The sequence below is a fragment of the Paraburkholderia sp. BL25I1N1 genome, from assembly GCF_003002025.1.
Lineage (GTDB): Bacteria > Pseudomonadota > Gammaproteobacteria > Burkholderiales > Burkholderiaceae > Paraburkholderia.
On sequence record NZ_PVZB01000002.1, the window covers coordinates 169,100 to 190,178 of the forward strand.

Genomic DNA, 21,079 nt, shown 5'->3' on the forward strand with positions numbered 1-21,079 from the left:
ATAGAATCATAACAAGCTTTGCGAGCAATCGTTACATCATCAAGCGGATGAGCCCGGCGAACGCCTGTGAATGTTATTGACGCACCATATTCATGATGCGAAGATCACAACACGGTTCCGGCCGGTAAGCGTTATACAAAGAAAAGAATTTCGTCGCGTGGACGAAGGAGACATGCCAGATGAGTGAGCCGGTTGCGGTCGCGGCCGCGTCATCGCCTCAGGTTCCATTGATCCGTGTTGCGGGCGTCACCAAGCGATTCGGTGGCGTGCACGCGCTGCGCGGCGTCAACCTCGAAGTGTTGCCCGGCGAAGTCCACGCGCTGCTCGGCGAAAACGGCGCGGGCAAATCCACGCTGATCAAGATCCTGAGCGGTGTGCATGCGTATGACGAGGGCGTCATCGAAATCGCCGGCCAGGACGTCGCGTTCGACTCGCCGGCGCAATCGCGCGATGCGGGTGTCGCCGTGGTCTACCAGGATTTGAGTCTCGTCGAATCGCTGTCGGTCGGCGCCAATCTCATGTTGGGCCGCGAACCGCGCACGCGTCTGGGCTTCGTGAAGAATCGCCAGCTCATGGCCACGGTCGGCGAGTTCCTGCGTTCGCACGGCATTCCACTCGATCCGAAAGTGCCGGTCGGCTCGCTGCCCTTCGCTTACCGGCAAATGACCGAGATCTGCAAAGCGCTGATGGGCGAAGTGCGCGTACTGATTCTCGACGAACCCACGTCCGCGTTGACCGGCGGCGAAGAGCAGATTCTGTTCGACGCGATTCGCGCGGTCACGGCTCGCGGCGTCGGCGTGATCTATGTGACGCATCGGTTGAACGAGGTGTTCAGGATTTCGCAGCGCGTGACCGTGTTCCGCGATGGCGCGAATGCCGGCACATTCCAGACCGCGCAAACGGACATGAAGCAACTGGTGGCGGCGATTGTCGGTCCCGCTCATGCCGCGTTGCAGGCACGGCAGAAAACGGCGGTGGGCGATGGAGCCGTTGCCACAACCGCAAGCGGTGCGGCGACCTCCGAAGAAGCATCCCATGCCGGCGCCGCGCCCGTGCTCAGGTTATCGAACGTCAGCAACGACCGCTTGCATCACATCGATCTCGTGGTTCGGCGCGGCGAAGTCCACGGACTCGCGGGATTGATCGGCAGCGGACGCACCGAGATTCTGCAAACCGTCTTTGGCCTGCGATCCGTCGACGCCGGCAGCATCGAATTCGACGCTCGAACGCGCTCGCGCATCGCACCCGCCGAGGCGATTCAACTTGGCATGGCGCTGGTGCCGGAGGATCGTCACCTTGAAGGGCTCGTGCTCGATCATTCGATCGAACGCAATCTGACGCTGCCGCGACTGCCGCATTTTTCCCGTTGGGGATGGCTGCGAAGTCAGGCCGCCGTTCAGCAGGCGAAGCGGTCCATGAAAGAACTGGCCGTCAAGGCACCTAACTCATCGACCGCGGTCAAGTTCTTATCCGGCGGCAACCAGCAGAAAGTGGTCTTCGCGAAGTGGAATCATCCGCGCCCCAAGTTGCTCATGCTCGACGAACCGACCGTTGGCGTGGATGTCGGCGCGCGCGAGGAAATCTACGGCGTGGTGAACGACGCCGCGCAGGCGGGCACCGGCGTGCTCATCGTCTCGTCGGATCTGGATGAACTCTTGCGCCTGTGCGACCGCATTTCGATCGTCGCGGACGGCTGCATCGTCAATACCGTGGAGCGCGCGGAACTTGCCAATGCTGAAGCGCTGCATCACCTGATCCAACTTTCCCGTTCTTCGCTCGAGGCGCCCGTAACATGAATGAATCTGTCTCGCCGCTGACGGCCGAACGGCAGGCGTCGTCGCCGCAGAAAAGCCGTATGCGGCGCATCGCGCAAGCCCTGCTGCAAGGCGACCGGCCATATGCGCTGTATGCCGCGTTCGCGATTCTGCTGGTGGTGTTCAGCTTCGCATCACCGTGGTTCCTGTCCATCGATAACTTCCTGAATATCGGCCGGCAAACCGCGCTCGTTTCGATCATCGCGATCGGCATGACCTTCGTGATCATCTCGCGGCAGATCGATCTTTCCGTGGGCTCGACGCTGGCGCTCTCTGGCATGTCCGCGGCACTCGCCATGGCGTATGTGGGCAATAACTGGGTGATCGGCGCGATTGCAGGGATCGGCACCGGCGCGATCGTCGGCGCGATCAATGGAATCGTGACCACGCGTGTCAATATTCCTTCGTTTCTCGTCACGCTCGGCACACTGAGCGCCGCGCGCGGACTCGCGCTGATGGTGACGACCACCAAGCCCGTGATCATCGATAACGACTCGTTCATCTCGATCTTCGGCGAAGGCGATATTTTCGGCGTGCCGGTGCCGATTATCTGGACGCTGCTCGCCGTCATCGCCGGCATTCTGCTGCTGCACTACAGCGTGTTCGGCCGGCAGATTTATGCGGCCGGCGGCAATCCGACCGCCGCGCTCTATTCGGGCATCAACACGCGGCGCGTGACCACCCTCGCCTTCATTCTCACCGGCATGCTGGCCGGACTCGCCGCGCTCGTGCTGTCGGCGCGCTCGCATGCGGCGCGGCCCGATGTCGTGCAAGGCATGGAACTGGATGTGATCGCCTCGGTGACGCTCGGCGGCTGCAGTCTGTTCGGCGGACGCGGCTTCGTGCTGGGGACGCTGCTCGGCAGTCTGATCATCGGCACGCTCAATAACGGGCTGGTGCTGCTCGGCGTGAGTTCATCGCTGCAACTGGTGATTAAAGGCGTGATCATCGTCGCGGCGGTTGCTTTTACGAGGAAGTAGGCAAGAAACAAGGAAGTTCGGACGAAGACCTGAAGCGCGGACATGAAGACCAACGGAGGAGAAACATGAAACAACGTCGTGGTTCAAGAATAGCGTTAGCCGGTGTCGTGGCGGCGGCCGCCGTCGCTTGTCTGGCTTCCCCGGGTGCTTACGCACAGTGCGTGACCGGCATACCGGCGGGCTCAATGGGGCCGAAGGGTATCGTCGGGCAAGGACCGAACGGCGAAAAAGCCGCGTCGGTGGATGCCGTGAAACTGACCGACGCCGACATCGCCAAAATCAAGGCCGGCAAGTTCAAGGTCGGCATTTCGATGCAGACCATGAATCTCGACTGGTCGCAACTTCAGGTGGCGGGCATCACCGATACGCTGAAGAAGTACGGCGTGGAAGTAATCGGCACGGCGTCGGCGGAATATCAGGTCGACAAGCAGATCGCCGATATCGAGAACACGATCCAGCGCCATCCGAACGGCATCATCTCCATTCCGGTCGATGGCACGGCGACGGCCGCCACCTACAAAAAAGTGTCCGCGGCCGGCATCAAGCTCGTGTTCATGGACAACGTGCCGACCGGCCTGAAGCATCCGGAAGAATACTCGGCGATGATCTCGGCGGATAGCGAAGGCAACGGCCAGATCGCGGCGAAAGTGCTCGCCTCGTGCGTGCCGCAAGGCGCGACAGTCGGGCTCGTGAATTTCGGCGTCGACTACTTCAGCACGACGGAGCGCACCAAGGCCGTCAACGACTGGCTGAAGAAAAACCGTCCGGACATCAAGATCAAGCAGGTCGCCTTCACGGACCCGTCTAAAGTCGGCCAGATTGCGGGCGACTTCCTCACTGGCAATCCTGACGTGAAAGGCCTGTTCGCCGTGTGGGATCAGCCGGCTCTGGACACACTCACGTCGATGCGCGCGCAAGGCGTGACGATTCCCATGACGACGGTCGATCTCGGCCTGCAATCCGCGATCGAAATCGCCAAGGGCGGACCGCTGAAGGCGACCGGCTCGCAGCGTCCGTACGATCAGGGCGTTGCCGAGGCCATGGCGATGATGAAGGCGCTGATCGGCCAGACGCCGCCGGCGTGGATCGGCGTGCAATCGTTGCCGGTGGTGCAGGCAAACGTGCTCGAGTCTTATAAGACCGTGTTCAAGAAGGACCCGCCGCCGCAACTGGCGGATGCATGCAAGAAGGCTGCGCCGGCTTGCGGTTGAGGCAGACGGCCCGCGCTCTGTCATCGCACTTCTCTCCTTCCGCTTCCCGACGCCGGCGCGACAGGCCGGCGTCGGGCGCGAATCCTGCTACTCGATAGACCTACTACGTCGATTCGAACGAGGAGAAAAGATGACCCTGCTTATTTACCTGGTCGGCTGGATCATTCTGATCGGCGGCGTGTCATGGGGATTGATGGCCATGCACGTCGCGCAGCATACGATTGCCATCGTGGCGGTCATTCTGCTCGGCGTTGCTGTGATTACCGGCGCGACGCGGGCACGCAGCCGGGATCGGCCGTAGCATCGGCAATCTGCTGCCAGCCGGAAGCAGCCGGTTTGATACGGCGGTGAATTGGCTTAGTTCGAAACCGACTCGCCATTCGCCGACGGCATCTGCGCGGCGCGCACCGTTGCGGTGTTATCCGCGCGGTGCCCGATCGCATAAAGCTCCCGGTTTCGCGCTATTTCGGCATCCGTCGGCGGATAGTCTTCATCATGGGACGGCACCAGCCCTTCTGCCTGTGCCTGCTTCAACTGCGCCGTCACATCGGCGCGCGTCAGACCTGACGTGCTGGTTTGCGCAAAGGCATTCGCGCCGAATGCCAGGCTGAGCGCGGTGACGGCAACAGCGTTAAGCAATTTCATGATGTCTCTCCGGGTAGGGCAAACAATGACTGGGTAGCAACACGCCTCCCATTCTTGTCATTTCCCCTGTCCGGGCACTGACCTCCAGATTACCGTTCTGTTATCTACGCACGCCTGGCGATACGCCACGCGAAGCCGCGCCACATCTACGCGCATTCACTTCAGCGCTCACATAACAGAACGGTAATCTAACCGACGGCAGCCGGTCAGCGCCGCCCCGCCACACTCCTGACTTACGAAGCCCGCGTCACGCGCCTCGCAGCACTGCATCGGCGCGTGCCTCCATCGGCCTTTTTTCAGGAACCCGTCATGTGGATTGTCAGGCTGGCGCTGCGCCGCCCTTATACCTTCGTGGTCCTCGCCGTGCTGATCTTTATCGTCGGCCCGCTCGCGATACTGCGCACGCCGACCGATATCTTTCCGAACATCGATATCCCGGTGGTCAGCATCGTCTGGAGCTACAACGGCTTCTCGGCGCAAGACATGGCCAGTCGCATCACGTCGAACTATGAACGCGCGCTGACCTCGGACGTCGACGATATCGAGCACATCGAGTCGCAATCGCTGAACGGCGTCTCCGTGGTGAAAATCTTTTTCCATCCGGGCGCGGACATCAATCGCGCGATTGCCGAGGCGGCATCCAATTCGGCGTCGATCCTGCGCGTACTGCCGCCCGGCACGTTGCCGCCGAACATCATTACGTATAACGCCTCGACGGTGCCGATCCTGCAACTCGGCCTGTCCAGCGACACGCTCTCCGAACAGCAACTCTACGACCTCGGCAACAGCCAGATCCGCACGCAACTGGCGACGGTGCAAGGCGCCTCGGTGCCGCTGCCGTTCGGCGGCAAGGTGCGGCAGATCATGGTGGATATCGACCCGCGCGCGTTGCAGGCCAAGGGCCTCGCCCCGCTCGACGTGGTCAACGCGGTCAATGCGCAGAACCTGATTCTGCCGGGCGGCACGGCGAAGATCGGCACGAAGGAATACAACGTGCAGATGAACGGCAGCACCGACACGGTGGCCGCGTTAAACGATCTGCCGGTCAAGACCGTGGCCGGCGGCGTGGTGTACGTGCGTGACGTCGCCCATGTGCGCGACGGCTATGCGCCGCAGACCAACATCGTGCGCAGCGACGGCAAACGCGCCGCGCTCCTGACCATCGAAAAATCCGGCAGCACCTCGACGCTGACCATCATCCAGCAGGTCAAGGCGATGCTGCCGCATATCGCGGCCGGCCTGCCGAGCGCGCTGCATATTACCGCGCTGTCCGATCAATCCGTGTTCGTGAAGTCGGCCGTTGTGGGCGTGGCGCGCGAGGCGCTGATCGCTGCCGCCCTCACCGCCATGATGATCCTGCTGTTTCTCGGCAGCTGGCGCGCCACGCTGATCATCGCGGTGTCGATTCCGCTCGCCGTGCTGACCTCGCTGATCGCGCTGTCCGCGCTCGGCCAGACCATCAACATCATGACGCTCGGCGGCCTCGCGCTCGCCGTGGGGATTCTCGTCGACGACGCCACCGTCGCCATTGAAAACATCACGCATCACCTGGAGAACGGCGAGCCGTTGCAGGACGCGATCCTGAACGGTTCCGGCGAAATCGCCGTGCCGACCTTCGTCTCGACGCTCTCGATCTGTATCGTGTTCGTGCCGATGTTCCTGCTCTCCGGCGTCGCGCGCTATCTGTTCGTGCCGCTCGCGGAGGCAGTGGTGTTCGCGATGATCGCCTCGTACTTCTTCTCGCGCACGCTGGTGCCGACGCTCGCTATGTATCTGATGCGCGCCCGCAGCAACGCGCCCGCCACCGGCAACGGTCCGGTCGCGCGCCTGATCCGCTTTCAGGCCGGCTTCGAGCAGCGCTTCGAACGGCTGCGCGAACGCTATCGCGGCGTGCTCGGTGCGGCGATAGCGAGCCCGAAGCGCTTCATCGCGATCTTCCTCGTGCTTTGCCTCGGCTCGCTTGCGCTGGTGCCGTTCGCCGGCCGCGACTTTTTCCCGGCTGTGGACACCGGCGAAATCCGTCTGCACTTGCGCGCGCCGACCGGCACGCGCATCGAGGACACCGCAAGTATCACCGACCAGGTCGAAGCCCGCGTGCGCGATGTGATCCCGAAGCAGGAACTCGGGGCGATCCTGGATAACATCGGCGTGCCGGTGAGCGGCATCAACCTGACCTATGACTCGTCGGACCCGATCGGCCCCGAAGATGCCGACGTGATGATCACGCTCGCGCCGAAACACAAGCCCACCGCGCAATACGTCGCGACGCTGCGCAACACGCTGACCAGGGATTTCCCCGGCGTCACGTTCGCCTTCCTGCCCGCCGATATCGTCAGCCAGATTCTCAACTTCGGCCTGCCCGCGCCGATCGATATCCAGATCGTCGGCAACAAGCTCGACGCCAACCGCGTGGTGGCGGACCGTTTGCTCGCGCAACTGCGCGGCGTGCGCGGTCTCGTCGATGCGCGCATTCAGCAACCCGGCGACGCGCCCGCGATCAACGTCAACGTCGACCGCACCCGGGCGATTCAGGCCGGCCTGTTGCAGCGTGAGGTATCGCAGAACCTGCTGATCGCGCTCTCCGGCAGTTCGCAGACCACGCCGAATTTCTGGCTCGATCCGCGCAACGGCGTGAGCTATCCACTGGTGGCGATGATGCCGCAGTACGACATCAACTCGTTGCAGGCGCTCGCCAATATTCCGGTCGCGCAGAGCGGCGGCGCGGCGACGACGGCAGCGGCCACGGCCTGGTTCTCGGCGAACGGCGCGGGGCCCGCGCCGCAGAACCTGCTCGGCGCGTTGAGCACGCTGACACGCGGCACGCAGCAAGCCGTCGTCTCGCACTACAACGTGCAACCGGTGCTCGATATCTTCGCGTCGGCGCAAGGGCGCGATCTCGGCGGCGTGGCGGCGGACGTCAACCGGCTGGTCGAGCAGATCCGGCCGCAATTGCCGCCGGGCGCATCCATCGTCGTACGCGGCCAGGTGCAGGCCATGCACGATTCGTTCAGTGGTCTCGCGAGCGGCCTCGTATTCGCCATCGGCCTCGTCTATCTGCTGATGGTGGTCAACTTCCAGTCGTGGCTCGACCCGTTCATCACGATCAGCGGCTTGCCGGGTTCGCTCGCCGGCATTGCGTGGATGCTGTTCAGCACCGGCACCCGCCTGAGCGTGCCGGCGCTCACCGGCACCATTCTGTGCATCGGCATCGCCACGGCCAACAGCATCCTGGTCGTCAACACCGCACGTGAACTTCACCACGGCGGCAAGCCGCCGTTGCAGGCCGCACTCGAAGCCGGCTTCAGCCGCTTCCGGCCGGTGCTGATGACGGCGCTCGCGATGCTGATCGGCATGCTGCCGATGGCGCTCGGCCTCGGCGACGGCGGCGAACAGAACGCGCCGCTCGGCCGCGCCGTGATCGGCGGCCTCGCGCTCGGCACGGTGTCGACCTTGCTGTTCGTGCCCGTCGTCTACGGGATGGTGCATGCGTGGCTCGACAAACGCCGCGCGGCACGCAGCGAAAAAGCAGAATCCGCCGTCGCCGCCCGCACTCTTTGATTTCGACGAGACCTTTTTTATGAACGATTCATCACTTCCGCCGAAGTTGGGTGGGCAGGCCGAACAGGTTGCCAACGCCGCTGAAACTCGCGCGCCAGACGCCGCTCATGCCCCTCACGCCGCTGGCCCCACGCCAGCAGCTTCGCCCGCGCGGGAATCAGATCGCGGCGCGCAAGCGCATGCCGCCCCCTCCGCCGAATCCACGCGTGACAAGCGTGACCAGGCGGCCGCCGACGCCGGTTCCCACCGCGAGACGAACGCCGCACCGCGCCGCCGTCTCTGGCCTTTCGCGCTCAGCGGTCTTGCCGCGGTCTTGCTGATCATCGGCATCGTGCCGCGTCTGCATGCGAGCGCCGCGCTCACGGAGCAAACGCAAGCGCAAAGCATGCTCAGCGTGTCGGTGGTCAAGCCGCGCCCCGCGCCGGCCGTCAACGAGCTGCTGCTGCCCGGCGCCGTCACGCCGTTCGCCGAAGCATCCATCTATGCGCGCACCAGCGGCTACCTCGCTCACTGGAACACCGACATCGGCGCGCAGGTGAAGAGCGGCCAGGTTCTCGCGACGATCGAAGCCCCTGATCTGGACGCGCAACTGCGCCAGGCCCGCGCCGACGAAGCCACCGCACAGGCCAATTTCGACTACGCGAAGACCACCGCGCAGCGTTGGCAGGACATGCTCAAAACCCAATCGGTCGCGCAACAGGACGCCGACGCCAAGGTCAGCGACATGGAAGCGCGTCGCGCGATGCTGGCGTCGGCGCAGGCCAATGTCGCGCATCTCGCCGAACTCGTCTCGTACGAGAAGATCACCGCGCCGTTCGACGGCGTGATCACCGCGCGCAACGTCGACGTCGGCGCGCTGGTGACGGCGGGCGGCACGCCCGGCGCCGCGGGCCTGTCGGGCGAGCTGTTCCATATCCAGCAGAACGGCGTGCTGCGTGTGTTCGTCGACGTGCCGCAGAATGACGCGCCGTACGTCACGCCGGCCACGGCCGTGTATCTGACCGCGCAGCAGTATCCCGGGCGCCATATCGCGGCGAAGGTGGCGCGCAACACCGGTTCGATCGATCCGTCGAGCCGCACGCTGCGCGTCGAGGTCGACGTCGACAACAAGGACGGCGCGTTGATGCCCGGCGCCTACACGCAGGTGCATCTGCAATTGCAATCGACCACGCCGGCGCTCGATCTGCCGGTCAGCGCGCTGCTGTTCCGGCCGGACGGCGTGACGGTCGCCGTGGTCGACAACAATGGCCGGGCGCTGCTCAAGACCGTGCAGATCGGCCGCGATTTCGGCACGCACGTGGAAATCACGACGGGACTCGCCGCCTCGGACCGCGTGATCGACAACCCCGGCGATTCGATCGCTAGCGGCCAGATGGTTCAGATCATGCCGGCCATGCACGGCTGAGTGCTTCGTCAGATAAAGGATTTGCCGATGATCAACCTGTCTCTTTCACGGCGGTTGCCGCGTCGCACGCTAGCGGCCACGCTGATCGGCGCGCTGCTCAGCGCGTGCTCGACGCTGCCTGCGTATCAACGCCCGAGCGCCGACATTCCAGCGCAGTACGCGGGCGCCGTGCACACGGGCGCCGTGCATACGAGCGCCGCGCAAGGCTGGGCGCAGGCCGCGCCGGCCGACGCCACGCCGCGCGGCCCCTGGTGGACGATCTTCAACGATCCCGTGCTGAACGAACTGGAGGCGCGCATCGACGTGTCGAATCAGACCGTACGCAAGGCGGTCGCGCAGGTCCAGCAGGCGCGCTCGATGGTGGACTATCAGCGTGCCGGTTTATTCCCGACCATCACCGCCGGTGCCGCGCAGCAGCGCTTTCGGACCTCGCAGAACATCGAAGGTAAATCGCTCGCGGGCAAGACCGTGCCGGACTATTCGGCCGGCGTTGCGGCGAGCTGGGAGCCGGACCTGTTCGGAAAGATACGCGACAGTGTGACCGGCGCGCAGGCGGACGCTCAGGCGAGCGAGGCGGACCTTGAAGGCGTGCGCCTGTCGATGAGCGCCGATCTGGCCGTCGACTACTTCTCGCTGCGCTCGCTCGACACGCAGAAGAAGCTGCTCGACGACAGCGTGAACGCCTACGCCGCCGCGTTAAATCTGTTGCAGCAGCAGTTGAAAAACGGCGCGATCGATGCCTCCGCCGTCGCGCAGGCCACGACGCAACTCGAAGCGACGCGCACGCAAGACACCGACATCGACGTGACGCGCGCGCAGATGCAGCACGCGATCGCGACGCTGATCGGCGAACCGGCATCGACCTTCACGCTGCCGCCAAACGGCTCGGCCATGACGCCGCCCGCAATTCCGATTGGCGTGCCGTCACAATTGCTGGAACGGCGCCCCGACATCGCCGCCGCCGAACGGCGCGTGGCGTCGGCGAATGCGCAGATCGGCGCGGCGCATGCGGCGTTCTTTCCCGATCTGGTGTTGTCCGCAAGCGCCGGGCTCGAAAGCACGTTTTTCGCGCCATGGCTGAGCGCGCCGAGCCTGTTCTGGTCGCTGGGTCCGCAGCTGGCCGGCACGCTGTTCGACGGCGGCAAGCGTAAAGCAACCCTGCACGGCGCCACCGCACAATACGACGGCGCGGTCGCGGACTATCGACAGTCGGTGCTGGTGGCGTTCCAGCAGGTCGAGGACAACCTGTCCGCCCTGCATTCCCTCGCCGACGAAGCCGCCAGCCAGCAGCGCGCCACCACGGCCGCGGATCTGTCGCTGCGGCTCACGACGAACCGCTTCAACGCGGGCGCGGTCAGCTACCTCGACGTGGTGACCGCGCAGACGATTGCGCTGACGAACCAGCGCTTCGCGGATCAGATCGCCGCGCGGCAGTTGGAGTCGAGCGTGCTGTTGCTGAAGGCGTTGGGTGGCACGTGGGGTGACGAAGGCAAGAGCGCGGTGGGGTCGATGTAAGCGGAGGGTCCGCGAATTCTGGCGATGGCACCGCCGTGAAATGCTTGAACGCGGTGCCTGCCAGATGCCGCGAGTAAGGTTTTGCGATCTAGTTGGCGCGCGGAAACCTCAGCACGAACCGCGTACTGCGCGCATCGCTTTCCGCATGCACGGAGCCGCCGTGCAGCTCCATGATCGTGCGCACGATGGCAAGCCCGAGCCCGGTCGATCCCGTGGACCCTTGCGACACTCCTGAAGACGGCAGCGAACTGCGCGACGGATCGACCCGATAGAAGCGGTCGAAAATCCGTTCGAGATGCTCGGCGGGAATCGGCTGTCCCTGGTTCTCCACGCTCACGCGCACGGCTTCGGCCGACACGCCGGCGTCCAGCACGATCTCGCCGCCCGGCCGCGTATAGCGAATGGCGTTGGCAAGCAGATTGCTCACGGCGCGGCGGAACAACTCGAGATCGGCCGTCACGTTGGCCGTGCCGCTCACGCGCAAACGCACATTCGCATCGTCGGCAATGCCTTCGAAATACTCGGCGATGTGAGTCAACTCCTGCGCCGCGTCGAACTCGCGCAGTTGTTTGACGAACTGCGGATGCTCGGCGCGCGCCAGAAACAGCACGCTCTCGATCATGCGCGAGAGCCGGTCGCACTCTTCCAGATTCGAGGCGAGCAGCGTTTCGTAGTCGTCGACGGAGCGCGGCCGCGCGAGCGCGACTTCAGCGGCGCCGCGCATGTTGCTGAGTGGCGTGCGCATGTCGTGCGCGAGGTCGGCGGTGAAACGCGACAGACGCTGGAACCCGTGCTCGACGCGTTCGAGCATCGCGTTCAGCGAGGCCACCAGAGCTTCGAGTTCGCTCGGCACGCGCGCCACCGCGATTCGCGTATCGAGGCGATTCACCGTGACGAGGCTCGCGCTCGCCGCGATATCGCGCAACGGCCGCAGCGCGGCGCGAATCAGCAGGTAGCCGAGCAGCATGGCCAGCACCACGCCGGCCACGCCCGCCATGTTGAGCTTGTCGCGGTAACGGTCCAGCAGCAGCCAGCGGTCGCTCATGTTGCGCGCCACCAGCAGGCTCGCCGTGTCGCCGTTACGCAGCCGTGCGTCCGTGAAAATGCCGCGGATCGGCGCGCCGTTACGGCCAGTCCAGTCGCCGATATCGGCCTCGGTGATGCGCGCCGTCGCGGCCACGCGCGTGAGCGGCGGCAACCCTGCGACAGTCGCGGCGCCGCTCGCCGCATCCGGTGCGGCAAGCGCGCCGGCGATGTTGTGTTCGATCGCACGCTTGCCGTCGGGATCGAACACTTCCATCGACAGCGCTTCGTTGCCGAGCACGACGCTAGTCAAACGCTCGCTGTGGTCGCGCAGGCTTTGCGCCGACTCCAGTTCCTCAGCGAGACGTCGTGCGTGACGCGCGGCGAGCACGATGTCGAGATTGTCCTGCGCCTTGATCTGCTTTTCGAGCGCGATATACAGGAAACTGCCGACCAGCACGAAAACCGTCAGCGTGGTGGCGCCGAACGCCAGCGCGAGCGCCGCGGCAAGCGAGCGGCCGCGCATCAGGCAGTGTCCTTCAGTTCGAGCACATAGCCCACGCCGCGCACGGTGTGGATCAGCTTGACGGGAAAGTTGTCGTCGATCTTGGTGCGCAAGCGGCGGATCGCGACTTCGACCACGTTGGTGTCGCTGTCGAAATTCATGTCCCACACATACGACGCGATCTGCGTGCGGCTCAGCACTTCGCCCTGGCGGCGCGCGAGCAGTTGCAGCAGCGAGAACTCACGCGGCGTGAGGTCGATACGCGTGCCGCCCCGCTTCACGCGACGGCGGTTCACGTCCATTTCCAGATCGCCCACCTTGATCAATTCGCTTTCGCGCGGCGGGCCCCGGCGCGCCAGCGTGCGCACGCGCGCCAGCAACTCGACGAAGGCAAAAGGTTTGACGAGGTAATCGTCCGCGCCGAGTTCGAGGCCGCGCACGCGGTCGTCGACGTCGTCGCGCGCGGTAAGGAACAGCACGGGCGTGGTGCGTTTCGCGCGCAAGGTCTTGACGATGGTCCAGCCGTCCATGCCCGGCAGCATCACGTCGAGCACGATCACGTCGTACTCTTCTTCCAGCGCGAGGATCAGCCCTTGCGGGCCGTCGTTGGCCACATCGACCGCATAGCCGGATTCTTCCAGGCCTTTCTTGAGGTAGGCCGCTGTTTTCAGCTCGTCCTCGATCACCAGGATTCGCATCGGTTGCTCCGCTTGGCATTGACGGTGGAATCATACCGTCAAGCACCCCAACGGGCGATTACGATCCGGTAATGTCGATGCGCTGCGACCTACTCGACGTTGTCCGCGATGTCGGTCATACGGATCATGTGCGGTTTGACCACATCGTCCTCCTCGTCGCGGGTCTCCGTGGGCGGATGGATCAAGGCCTCGAGCCGCGCCTTGGTCGCCAGAAACTCCGGCGAAGTGACCTGCGAATAGTCGCGCGGCCGCGGCACCGGCACTTCGATCAACTCCTGCACCTCGCCGGGATTCGCCTTCAGCACCAGTATCCGGTCGGCGAGAAAGATCGCCTCGTCCAGGTCGTGCGTGATGAACAGCACGGTCACGTCAATGTTGCGCCAGATATCGAGCAGGTGCGTCTGCATCTTCGCGCGCGTTTGCGCGTCGAGTGCGCCGAAGGGTTCGTCCATCAGCAGAATGCGCGGACGGTTGGCGAGCGCGCGGGCAATCGCCACGCGCTGCTTCATGCCGCCCGACAACTGATGCGGATAGGCATTGGCGAATTTCGTCAGACCGACCAGATCGAGCCATTGCAGCGCCTCGCGTTCCGCATGCAGAGTGCTGTGGCCGTTCATCTTCAGACCGAACATGACGTTCTTCTTGACCGTCAGCCACGGAAACAGCGTGTAGCCCTGAAACACCATGCCGCGGTCGGCGCCGGGCCCTTGCACCGGCTTGCCGTCGAGCAGCACGCTGCCGCTCGTCTGCGCCTCCAGGCCGGCGAGAATGCGCACCAGCGTGGACTTGCCGCAGCCCGACGGTCCGATCACGCAGACGAACTCACGCCGGTGCGTCTTGAAACTGATGCCGTCGAGCGCCGTGCACTCGCCTTGTGCCGCCTTGAAGCGCTTGCCGAGGTCGCGCACCTCCAGAATCACCTCGCGCGATTTCAGGCGGTCGAAACGCTCGCGTACCGCTTCGGACTGGATCAGGTACGACGGAACGGGTTGCGGATTTAACATGATGGAATCCTTTGAATGCGCTGCGGTGCATGCGATAAGCCGTGTCACGAAACCGTCCGCTACGCCTTGAGCGTGCGGTCCCACGGAAACAGCTTGCGGCCGAGAAAGGCCAGCACGAGATCGGTGCCCAGGCCGATGATGCCGATCATCATGATCGCCGCATAGACGTTGTCGAAATGCTGGTAGCGCGCCTGCTGCGTGATGTACCAGGTGATGCCGGAGCTGGTCCCAACCAGTTCCGCCACGATCAGATAGGTCCACGCCCAGCCGAGCAGAATGCGCTGGTCGCGGTACAGGTCGGGCAGGATGCCGGGGATCACCACGTGCGTGAGCAGCTTGAACTTCCTGGTGCCGAGCGTCATGGCGGCTTCGAACAGGCCGTATTCGAGCTTGCGGGTGGTGTTGGCCACGATCAGCACCTGCTGGAACAGTGTGCCGATCATGATGATCGCGATCTTCGGGCCGTCGTAAATGCCGAGAATCGCCACCATCAACGCGCCGAACGCGGGCGCGGGCAAGTAGCGAAAGAACTCGAAGAACGGCTCCTGCAAGCGCGCGATCGCGCTGTACGTGCCGCATACGATGCCGATCGGCACGCCGATCACCGACGACAGCACGAAGCCCCAGAAGATCACCTGAATGCTGTGCCAGAGACTCTGATGCAGCCAGACGCCGTCGCGTGATGCGGGCGGCGTGGTGAACGCGGTATAGAACGCGCGCAGCACTTCATGGGGCGCGGGCAAATACACCGGGTTGACCGGTTCGCCGGCCGGCAAGGCAGCATGGGCGTCGCGCGCATGGGCAAGTTCGTCGGCGAACACGTCCTTGTCGACACGCATGCCCGGCTGGAAATAGTCGACGCTGCCCGGCGTCTCGATCAGCACCTGCGGATGCCAGATGAACGGCACATAGCTGACCAGACACCAGACCAGCAGCGGCAACAGGAACGAGCCCGCCCCTAACAGCCATTTGCCGCGCGCAGAGAGTTCGCGGCGCACCGCGAACCATTCGGTTCTGTCAATGACGGTCATGGGATTCTCCGGGGCGGACTGTGGTTGCGTCGTATATGGACCCTGGAGCGGCGGTCGTTTCGTCGAGCCACGCGCGCGCCAGATCGAGCAGCACGATGTCTTCGTGGGCACGCGCGACGAAGCTCACGCCGAACGGCAAGCCCGCATGCCGGCCGACCGTGCAGACGCCGGCCGGCACCGCCAGCGCCGACAGGTCGAGCAGGTTGACGAAGTTCGTGTAGTAGCCGAAGCGCGAGTTCACGCGGATCGGGTCCGCTTCCAGTTCGTCGACGGTGGCGGTCGTCGCCGAAGTCGGCGTAACGATGGCGTCGATCCGCTGCCAGACTTGCGCCGCTTGCATGCGCAGGAACGCGAGGCGGTCGAACGCGGCGAACGCATCGGCCGCGCTCCAGCGCGCCGCGCCGCCGATGATCTCGCGGATCACCGGATGCAGCGCATCCGGCTGCGCGTCGGCGAACTCGCGGATCGCCGCGAGCCGCTCGGCGACCCACGGTCCTTCATAAAGCAGCCGCGCGGTGGCGAGGAACGGCTCGAAGTCGATCTCGACCAATTCGGCGCGGGCGGCTCGCAAACGCGTGAGCGCGGCATCGAATGCGTGCGCGTACGAGGTGTCGCCGAAAAATTCGAGCTGGTCCGCGCGCGGCACGCCGAAGCGCACACCGCGCAGCGACGGTTGCGCGTCAGGTTGGGCGGCGCCCGGCGGCGGCTGGAATTCGCGCGCATACGGATCACTTGGCGCGACACCGCGCGCGGCGTCGAACACGCGCTGCGCGTCGTCCGCCGAGTGCGCGAAAATCGACACGCAGTCGAGCGATTTGCACGCCGGCACCACGCCGAGCGTGCTCAGCACGCCCTTGGTCGGCTTCAGTCCGAACAGGCCGTGGAATGCCGCCGGCACGCGTCCCGAGCCGGCCGTGTCGGTGCCCAGCGAAAACGCCGCCAGCCCGAGCGCGACCGATACCGCCGAACCGGAGCTCGAGCCGCCCGATGCATAGCGCGGATCGAGCGCGTTGCGGCACGCACCGTGCGGCGAGCGCTGGCCGGACAACCCCGTGGCGAACTGGTCGAGATTGGTCTTGCCGATCGGAATCGCGCCGGCTGCGATCAGGCGCGCGACCACCGGCGCGCTAACCGTGGGCGTGTACGCATAAGCGGGGCACGCGGCGGTGGTCGGAATGCCGGCCAGGTCGATATTATCCTTGATGGCGAACGGCACGCCGTAGAGCGGCAATGCGTCGATGTCGCGGCCTTCGAGCGCGTCGGCGTAACGCATCATCTCGTTGCGGCTCAACGGGCGGATCCATGCGTGATGCGGATCGTCGCCCGAAGTCCGCGCGGCGATGGCTTCCACCAGTTGCGCCGGCGTGAGGCTGCCGGCGCGATAGCGCGCCCGCAGCGCTTCGATCGACATCGACTGGAACAGATCGTCGTGGGATTTCATTTGCACGTAGCCTCCTCGGTGGCGTCGGCTGCAATGCCGGCGCGCATCACCATCAATCGTTGACCCGCGACGACCGCCGCGCCTTCCGCGCAGTCGATCGTTTCGATCACGCCGTCGCCGCTCGCGGTGACGGAGATTTCCATCTTCATCGACTCGACAATCGCCACCACCTGGCCGTCGGCGACCCGTTCGCCGGCCTTGACGAGCAGCTTCCACACGCTGCCCGACACGTCGGCGACAATGCCTTGCTGGCCGGCCGCAAGCGCGTCGTTCGTCATGTTGCCGGCATGCGCCGCATCGCCATCCGATTCGCCGACGTAATCGGCATGTCCGGCCGCATCCCAGCGCTCGCGTTCCGCATCGAAGGCGGCTTGCTGCGTGCTTTTGAACGCGGCGATCGACTCGGCTTCGTCCTTCAGGAAACGGTTGTATGCGCCGAGGTCGAACACGGACTCCTCGATCTTCAGACTCGCGCGGCCCGCGATGAAATCCGTGCGCAGTTCGGCCAGTTCGGCCTCACTCACTTCGTAGAAACGGATCTCATCGAAGAAGCGCAGCAGCCACGGCTTGCCCGCTTCGAACTCGCGCGTGGTGCGATAGCGGTTCCACATCTGCACGGTGCGGCCGACGAACTGATAACCGCCCGGACCTTCCATGCCATACACGCACAGATACGCACCGCCGATGCCCACCGCGTTCTCCGGCGTCCACGTGCGCGCCGGGTTGTACTTGGTGGTGACGAGCCGGTGACGCGGATCGAGCGGCGTCGCGACCGGCGCGCCGAGATAGACGTCGCCGAGACCCATGACGAGGTAGCGTGCGTCGAACACGATGCGCTTTACGTCGTCGATACCATGCAGTCCGTTGATGCGGCGAATGAACTCGATATTGCTCGGGCACCACGGCGCGTCGGGACGTACGGATTGCATGTAGCGTTCGATCGCGATCCGCGTCGACGGGTCGTCCCATGAGAGCGGCAAATGCACAATGCGGTTCGGCACGCGCATCGCGTCCACGGCGGGCAGTTCGCGCTCGGCTTGCTGCAGATGCGCGAGCAACGTGTCGTGCGACAGCACGCGGTGGTCGAAATGCACCTGCAGCGAACGGATGCCCGGCGTCAGATCGATGATGCCCGGCAAGCGGTGCGCGTCGAGCCAGTTCATCAACGCATGCACGCGAAAGCGCAGGTTCAGGTCGAGCACGAGCGGACCGTATTCGATCAGCACATTCTGATCGCCGGAGCGGCGATAGACCACGCCAGTGCCCTCGCCCGCCGTCGGGTCGCGGTAGAGGATGCAATCGTGAGCCGCTTCGCTCGCCTGTGTCACGCGTTGCGCCGCTTTGACCGGCACCCGTTCGAAGCGCACCGTATCGCCCGGACGCAGTTGACCGAGCTTCCACAACTCCTCGCCCACCACCGTGACCGGACACACGAAGCCGCCGAGGCTCGGACCGTCTGGACCGAGAATTACGGGCATATCGCCGGTGAAGTCCACCGCACCGACCGCATACGCGTTGTCGTGAATATTCGACGGATGCAGCCCCGCCTCGCCGCCATCCGTACGAGCCCATTGCGGTTTGGGGCCGATCAGGCGCACACCTGTGCGGCTGGAGTTGTAGTGCACCGTCCAGCGCGTGCCGTAGAGCATCGCGATGTCGTCGGGCGTGAAGAAATCGGGCGCGCCATGCGGGCCGTCGAGCACGCCGAGCGTCCAGTCGTGCGTCAGCACCGGCACGCGCGTCGCGTCCAGTTGCGCGCCCGCTTCACCGCGATCCGCGCCATCGGCGAGATGCAGCACGTCGCCCTTGCGCAAAGCGCGACCTGCGTGGCCGCCAAACTGCCCGAGCGTGAAGGTCGCCTTGCTGCCCAGATAGTCCGGCACCTGCAGGCCGCCCTTCAGCGCGAGACATGCGCGCATGCCGGCGCCTGTTACGCCACCGAGCTTGAGCACGGCACCCGCCGGCGCGCGCGTGACTTGCCAGAGCGCGACCGGCGCGCCGTCGAGCGTGGCGGCGAGCGGCGCGCCGCCGAGCACGAAAAGCGTCGCGGTATTGAAGCGCAGCGTGGCGCCGACCATCGCGCATTCGAGCCCCGCGGCGTCGGCGGGATTGCCGAGCAGTTCGTTGGCGAGGCGGAACGACAGATCGTCCATCGGACCCGACGGCGGCACGCCGATGTCCCAGTAGCCGGTTCGTCCGGGCGTCTGCTGCACGGTGGTTTGCACGCCGCCGTCGAGCACGTCGATCGTATGCGGCGCGAACATGAAGCGCGACAGGAACGCGGTGGTCTGCTCACCGCGCGCAAACGTCACCGATCCGGCAATGGCGCGCAGATAGTCGAGATTGGTTTCGATGCCGTACAACTGCGTTTGCTCCAGCGCGGCACGCAGCGCGGTCAGCGCAGCCTCGCGCGTCTCGCCTTTGACGATCAGCTTGGCGAGCAATGGATCGTAGAACGCACTGACTTCCGTGCCCGAATCGACCCACGTGTCGACTCGCGCGTCGACGGCGAACGCGACATGCGTCAGCACGCCTGCACTCGGTTGAAACTGTTTGTGCGGGTCTTCCGCGTACAGCCGCACCTGAATGCTCGCACCTTGCGGCACGGGCGCCAGCGTATCGAGCGGCGCAAGTTCGCCCTCGGCTTCGCGGATCATCCACTCGACCAGATCGATACCCGTGACTTCTTCCGTCACGCAGTGCTCGACCTGCAATCGCGTGTTCACTTCGAGGAAATAGAAGCGGCGCGTGTCGGCATCGAAAACGAACTCCACGGTGCCCGCTGATTTGTACATCACCGCTTGAGCGAGACGCACGGCGCTCGCATGCAGCGCGCTGCGTTCCGCGTGCGTGAGGCTAGGCGCGGGCGTCTCCTCGATCACCTTCTGGTTGCGCCGCTGCACCGAACAATCGCGTTCGCCGAGCGAGATCACGCCGCCTTTGCCGTCGCCGAAAATCTGCACTTCGATATGACGAGCGTTTTCCACGAACTTCTCGACGTACACACCCGCATTGGCAAAGTTCGCTGCGCCGAGCCGCGCGACCGACGCAAACACGCTCTCCAGTTGCGCGGCGTCGCGGCACAGCGACATGCCGATGCCACCGCCGCCCGCGGTGCTTTTCAGCATCACCGGATAGCCGATCGACTCCGCCTCGCGCAACGCCGCACTCACGTCGGGCAGCAAGCCTGTGCCCGGCAGCAAGGCAACGTCGTTGGCTTGAGCGATTTCGCGCGCAGTATGCTTCAGGCCGAACTCGCGCATCTGCTGCGGCGTCGGGCCGATGAAGCGGATCCCGGCGTCGTCGCAAGCTTGCGCGAAGGCGGCGTTCTCGGACAGAAAGCCGTAGCCGGGATGCACAGCGTCGGCGCCGCTTGCACGCGCCGCTTCGAGAATTGCCGCGCTGTTCAGATAACTCTGCGCCGCGAGCGCCGGACCGATGCACACGGCTTCGTCGGCGAGCATCACATGCATGGCATGGCGATCGGCTTCGGAATAGACCGCGACCGACGCGATGCCCAGCCGCTTGAGCGTGCGAATCACGCGGCAGGCAATCTCGCCGCGATTGGCAATCAGGACTTTGTGGAATCTCATTGGGCATCCCAGATCGTCAGTCGCACGGGCGTCGGGTTGAAGCCGTTGCACGGATTATTCAACTGCGGGCAGTTCGAGATGAGCACCGTGACATCCATTTCGGCGCGCATTTCGACATATTTGCCCGGCGCGGAGATACCGTCTTCGAACGTCAGTTTGCCGAGCGGCGTCACCGGCACGTTCATGAAGAAGTTGATGTTGCTGACGATGTCGCGCTTGCCGAGCTGCGTGCCCACGCCGCACGTGCAATGCGTGATCGCATGCAGGAAGCTGTCGCGGCAGCTATGCATATGACGCTTGTCGAGCGCGTAACGCACGGTATTGCTCTCGGCCGCGCAAGCACCGCCGAGCGTGTCATGACGGCCGCACGTGTCGGCGACGATGCTCAGCATCGGCTTGCCGAGGTTCGACATGAGCACGCTGCCGGCGGACAGATAGAGATTGCGTTGCGCGCGGATCGTGTCCTGCGCGCTATAGCGTTCGAGCGGATCGGCGCTGTTATAGAACAGCGTGTCCACGGCCTGATTGCCTTCCAGGTCGAGAATGCGGAACACCTGGCCGCGTTTGACTTCGTGCAGCCACGGCTCGCCCGAAGGCAGCGTGAGGTCGTAGACCGCATGACGGAGTTCGAGCTTGCTTTCGATAATAGGCATCGC

Annotated in this window: 15 protein-coding genes; 7 read left to right on the top strand and 8 right to left on the bottom strand. The window is 64.7% G+C overall.

Going from position 1 to position 21,079, the window contains the following annotated elements; translation table 11 throughout:
* Positions 1-179: 179 nt before the first annotated feature.
* The 4 genes from B0G73_RS03610 (at position 180) to B0G73_RS40370 (ending at position 4,306) form a co-directional block, all read left to right on the top strand.
* Positions 180-1,796, top strand: a complete 1,617-nt coding sequence (locus B0G73_RS03610) for a sugar ABC transporter ATP-binding protein (protein WP_106277977.1) — start codon at positions 180-182, stop codon at positions 1,794-1,796.
* Complete coding sequence (locus B0G73_RS03615; RefSeq protein ID WP_106277979.1) at positions 1,793-2,794, top strand: ABC transporter permease; 1,002 nt, start codon at positions 1,793-1,795, stop codon at positions 2,792-2,794. Before B0G73_RS03610 ends, B0G73_RS03615 begins: the two co-directional genes overlap by 4 nt.
* A 65-nt stretch (positions 2,795-2,859) precedes the next feature.
* Positions 2,860-4,005: a substrate-binding domain-containing protein gene (locus B0G73_RS03620; protein WP_106277981.1), complete on the top strand. Its 1,146-nt coding sequence runs from the start codon at positions 2,860-2,862 to the stop codon at positions 4,003-4,005.
* Positions 4,006-4,135: 130 nt separating this feature from the next.
* Positions 4,136-4,306: a hypothetical protein gene (locus B0G73_RS40370; RefSeq protein ID WP_166678947.1), complete on the top strand. Its 171-nt coding sequence runs from the start codon at positions 4,136-4,138 to the stop codon at positions 4,304-4,306.
* 56 nt (positions 4,307-4,362) lie between these two features.
* On the opposite strand, the gene B0G73_RS03625 is transcribed toward B0G73_RS40370, so the two are convergent.
* Positions 4,363-4,650, bottom strand: a complete 288-nt coding sequence (locus tag B0G73_RS03625; protein WP_106277983.1) for a DUF4148 domain-containing protein — start codon at positions 4,648-4,650, stop codon at positions 4,363-4,365.
* A 309-nt stretch (positions 4,651-4,959) separates the two neighbouring features.
* On the opposite strand from B0G73_RS03625, the gene B0G73_RS03630 reads away from it, so the two are divergent.
* From B0G73_RS03630 to B0G73_RS03640, 3 genes are read left to right on the top strand one after another with little or no spacing between them, the layout of a single operon-like run.
* A complete protein-coding gene (locus B0G73_RS03630) occupies positions 4,960-8,208 on the top strand; it encodes an efflux RND transporter permease subunit (RefSeq protein ID WP_106277985.1) in 3,249 nt (1,082 codons plus the stop codon).
* A gap of 19 nt (positions 8,209-8,227) precedes the next feature.
* The gene (locus B0G73_RS03635) at positions 8,228-9,613 is read left to right on the top strand and encodes an efflux RND transporter periplasmic adaptor subunit (RefSeq protein WP_106278388.1); all 1,386 of its coding nucleotides are present in this window, start codon (positions 8,228-8,230) and stop codon (positions 9,611-9,613) included.
* A gap of 27 nt (positions 9,614-9,640) precedes the next feature.
* Positions 9,641-11,128, top strand: a complete 1,488-nt coding sequence (locus B0G73_RS03640; protein ID WP_106277987.1) for an efflux transporter outer membrane subunit — start codon at positions 9,641-9,643, stop codon at positions 11,126-11,128.
* 88 nt (positions 11,129-11,216) lie between these two features.
* Here the strand turns inward: B0G73_RS03640 and B0G73_RS03645 are convergent, their stop codons facing one another.
* The 7 genes from B0G73_RS03645 to B0G73_RS03675 all read right to left on the bottom strand — a co-directional run bounded on the left by B0G73_RS03645 (position 11,217) and on the right by B0G73_RS03675 (position 21,076).
* On the bottom strand, positions 11,217-12,677 hold the full coding sequence (locus tag B0G73_RS03645; RefSeq protein ID WP_106277989.1) for a heavy metal sensor histidine kinase: 1,461 nt from the start codon (positions 12,675-12,677) through the stop codon (positions 11,217-11,219).
* Complete coding sequence (locus B0G73_RS03650; RefSeq protein ID WP_106277990.1) at positions 12,677-13,354, bottom strand: heavy metal response regulator transcription factor; 678 nt, start codon at positions 13,352-13,354, stop codon at positions 12,677-12,679. The genes B0G73_RS03645 and B0G73_RS03650 overlap by 1 nt, the downstream gene beginning before the upstream one ends.
* 89 nt (positions 13,355-13,443) lie before the next feature.
* Entirely contained in the window at positions 13,444-14,358 is a 915-nt protein-coding gene (locus tag B0G73_RS03655) for an ABC transporter ATP-binding protein (RefSeq protein ID WP_106277992.1), read from the bottom strand.
* Positions 14,359-14,417: 59 nt separating this feature from the next.
* Complete coding sequence (locus B0G73_RS03660; protein ID WP_106277993.1) at positions 14,418-15,389, bottom strand: ABC transporter permease; 972 nt, start codon at positions 15,387-15,389, stop codon at positions 14,418-14,420.
* The gene (gene atzF / locus B0G73_RS03665) at positions 15,376-16,830 is read right to left on the bottom strand and encodes an allophanate hydrolase (RefSeq protein WP_106277995.1); all 1,455 of its coding nucleotides are present in this window, start codon (positions 16,828-16,830) and stop codon (positions 15,376-15,378) included. Before atzF ends, B0G73_RS03660 begins: the two co-directional genes overlap by 14 nt.
* A complete protein-coding gene (gene uca / locus B0G73_RS03670; protein WP_106277997.1) occupies positions 16,827-20,423 on the bottom strand; it encodes an urea carboxylase in 3,597 nt (1,198 codons plus the stop codon). The genes atzF and uca overlap by 4 nt, the downstream gene beginning before the upstream one ends.
* Positions 20,420-21,076: an urea amidolyase associated protein UAAP2 gene (locus B0G73_RS03675; protein ID WP_106277998.1), complete on the bottom strand. Its 657-nt coding sequence runs from the start codon at positions 21,074-21,076 to the stop codon at positions 20,420-20,422. Before B0G73_RS03675 ends, uca begins: the two co-directional genes overlap by 4 nt.
* Between the last annotated feature and the right edge of the window lie 3 nt (positions 21,077-21,079).

Bases quoted from the DNA above. Each gene is read 5' to 3' on its own strand.
- B0G73_RS03610 (WP_106277977.1), top strand. From the start codon at position 180: ATGAGTGAGCCGGTTGCGGTCGCGGCCGCGTCATCGCCTCAGGTTCCA.
- B0G73_RS03615 (WP_106277979.1), top strand. From the start codon at position 1,793: ATGAATGAATCTGTCTCGCCGCTGACGGCCGAACGGCAGGCGTCGTCG.
- B0G73_RS03620 (WP_106277981.1), top strand. From the start codon at position 2,860: ATGAAACAACGTCGTGGTTCAAGAATAGCGTTAGCCGGTGTCGTGGCG.
- B0G73_RS40370 (WP_166678947.1), top strand. From the start codon at position 4,136: ATGACCCTGCTTATTTACCTGGTCGGCTGGATCATTCTGATCGGCGGC.
- B0G73_RS03625 (WP_106277983.1), bottom strand. From the start codon at position 4,650: ATGAAATTGCTTAACGCTGTTGCCGTCACCGCGCTCAGCCTGGCATTC.
- B0G73_RS03630 (WP_106277985.1), top strand. From the start codon at position 4,960: ATGTGGATTGTCAGGCTGGCGCTGCGCCGCCCTTATACCTTCGTGGTC.
- B0G73_RS03635 (WP_106278388.1), top strand. From the start codon at position 8,228: ATGAACGATTCATCACTTCCGCCGAAGTTGGGTGGGCAGGCCGAACAG.
- B0G73_RS03640 (WP_106277987.1), top strand. From the start codon at position 9,641: ATGATCAACCTGTCTCTTTCACGGCGGTTGCCGCGTCGCACGCTAGCG.
- B0G73_RS03645 (WP_106277989.1), bottom strand. From the start codon at position 12,677: ATGCGCGGCCGCTCGCTTGCCGCGGCGCTCGCGCTGGCGTTCGGCGCC.
- B0G73_RS03650 (WP_106277990.1), bottom strand. From the start codon at position 13,354: ATGCGAATCCTGGTGATCGAGGACGAGCTGAAAACAGCGGCCTACCTC.
- B0G73_RS03655 (WP_106277992.1), bottom strand. From the start codon at position 14,358: ATGTTAAATCCGCAACCCGTTCCGTCGTACCTGATCCAGTCCGAAGCG.
- B0G73_RS03660 (WP_106277993.1), bottom strand. From the start codon at position 15,389: ATGACCGTCATTGACAGAACCGAATGGTTCGCGGTGCGCCGCGAACTC.
- atzF (WP_106277995.1), bottom strand. From the start codon at position 16,830: ATGAAATCCCACGACGATCTGTTCCAGTCGATGTCGATCGAAGCGCTG.
- uca (WP_106277997.1), bottom strand. From the start codon at position 20,423: ATGAGATTCCACAAAGTCCTGATTGCCAATCGCGGCGAGATTGCCTGC.
- B0G73_RS03675 (WP_106277998.1), bottom strand. From the start codon at position 21,076: ATGCCTATTATCGAAAGCAAGCTCGAACTCCGTCATGCGGTCTACGAC.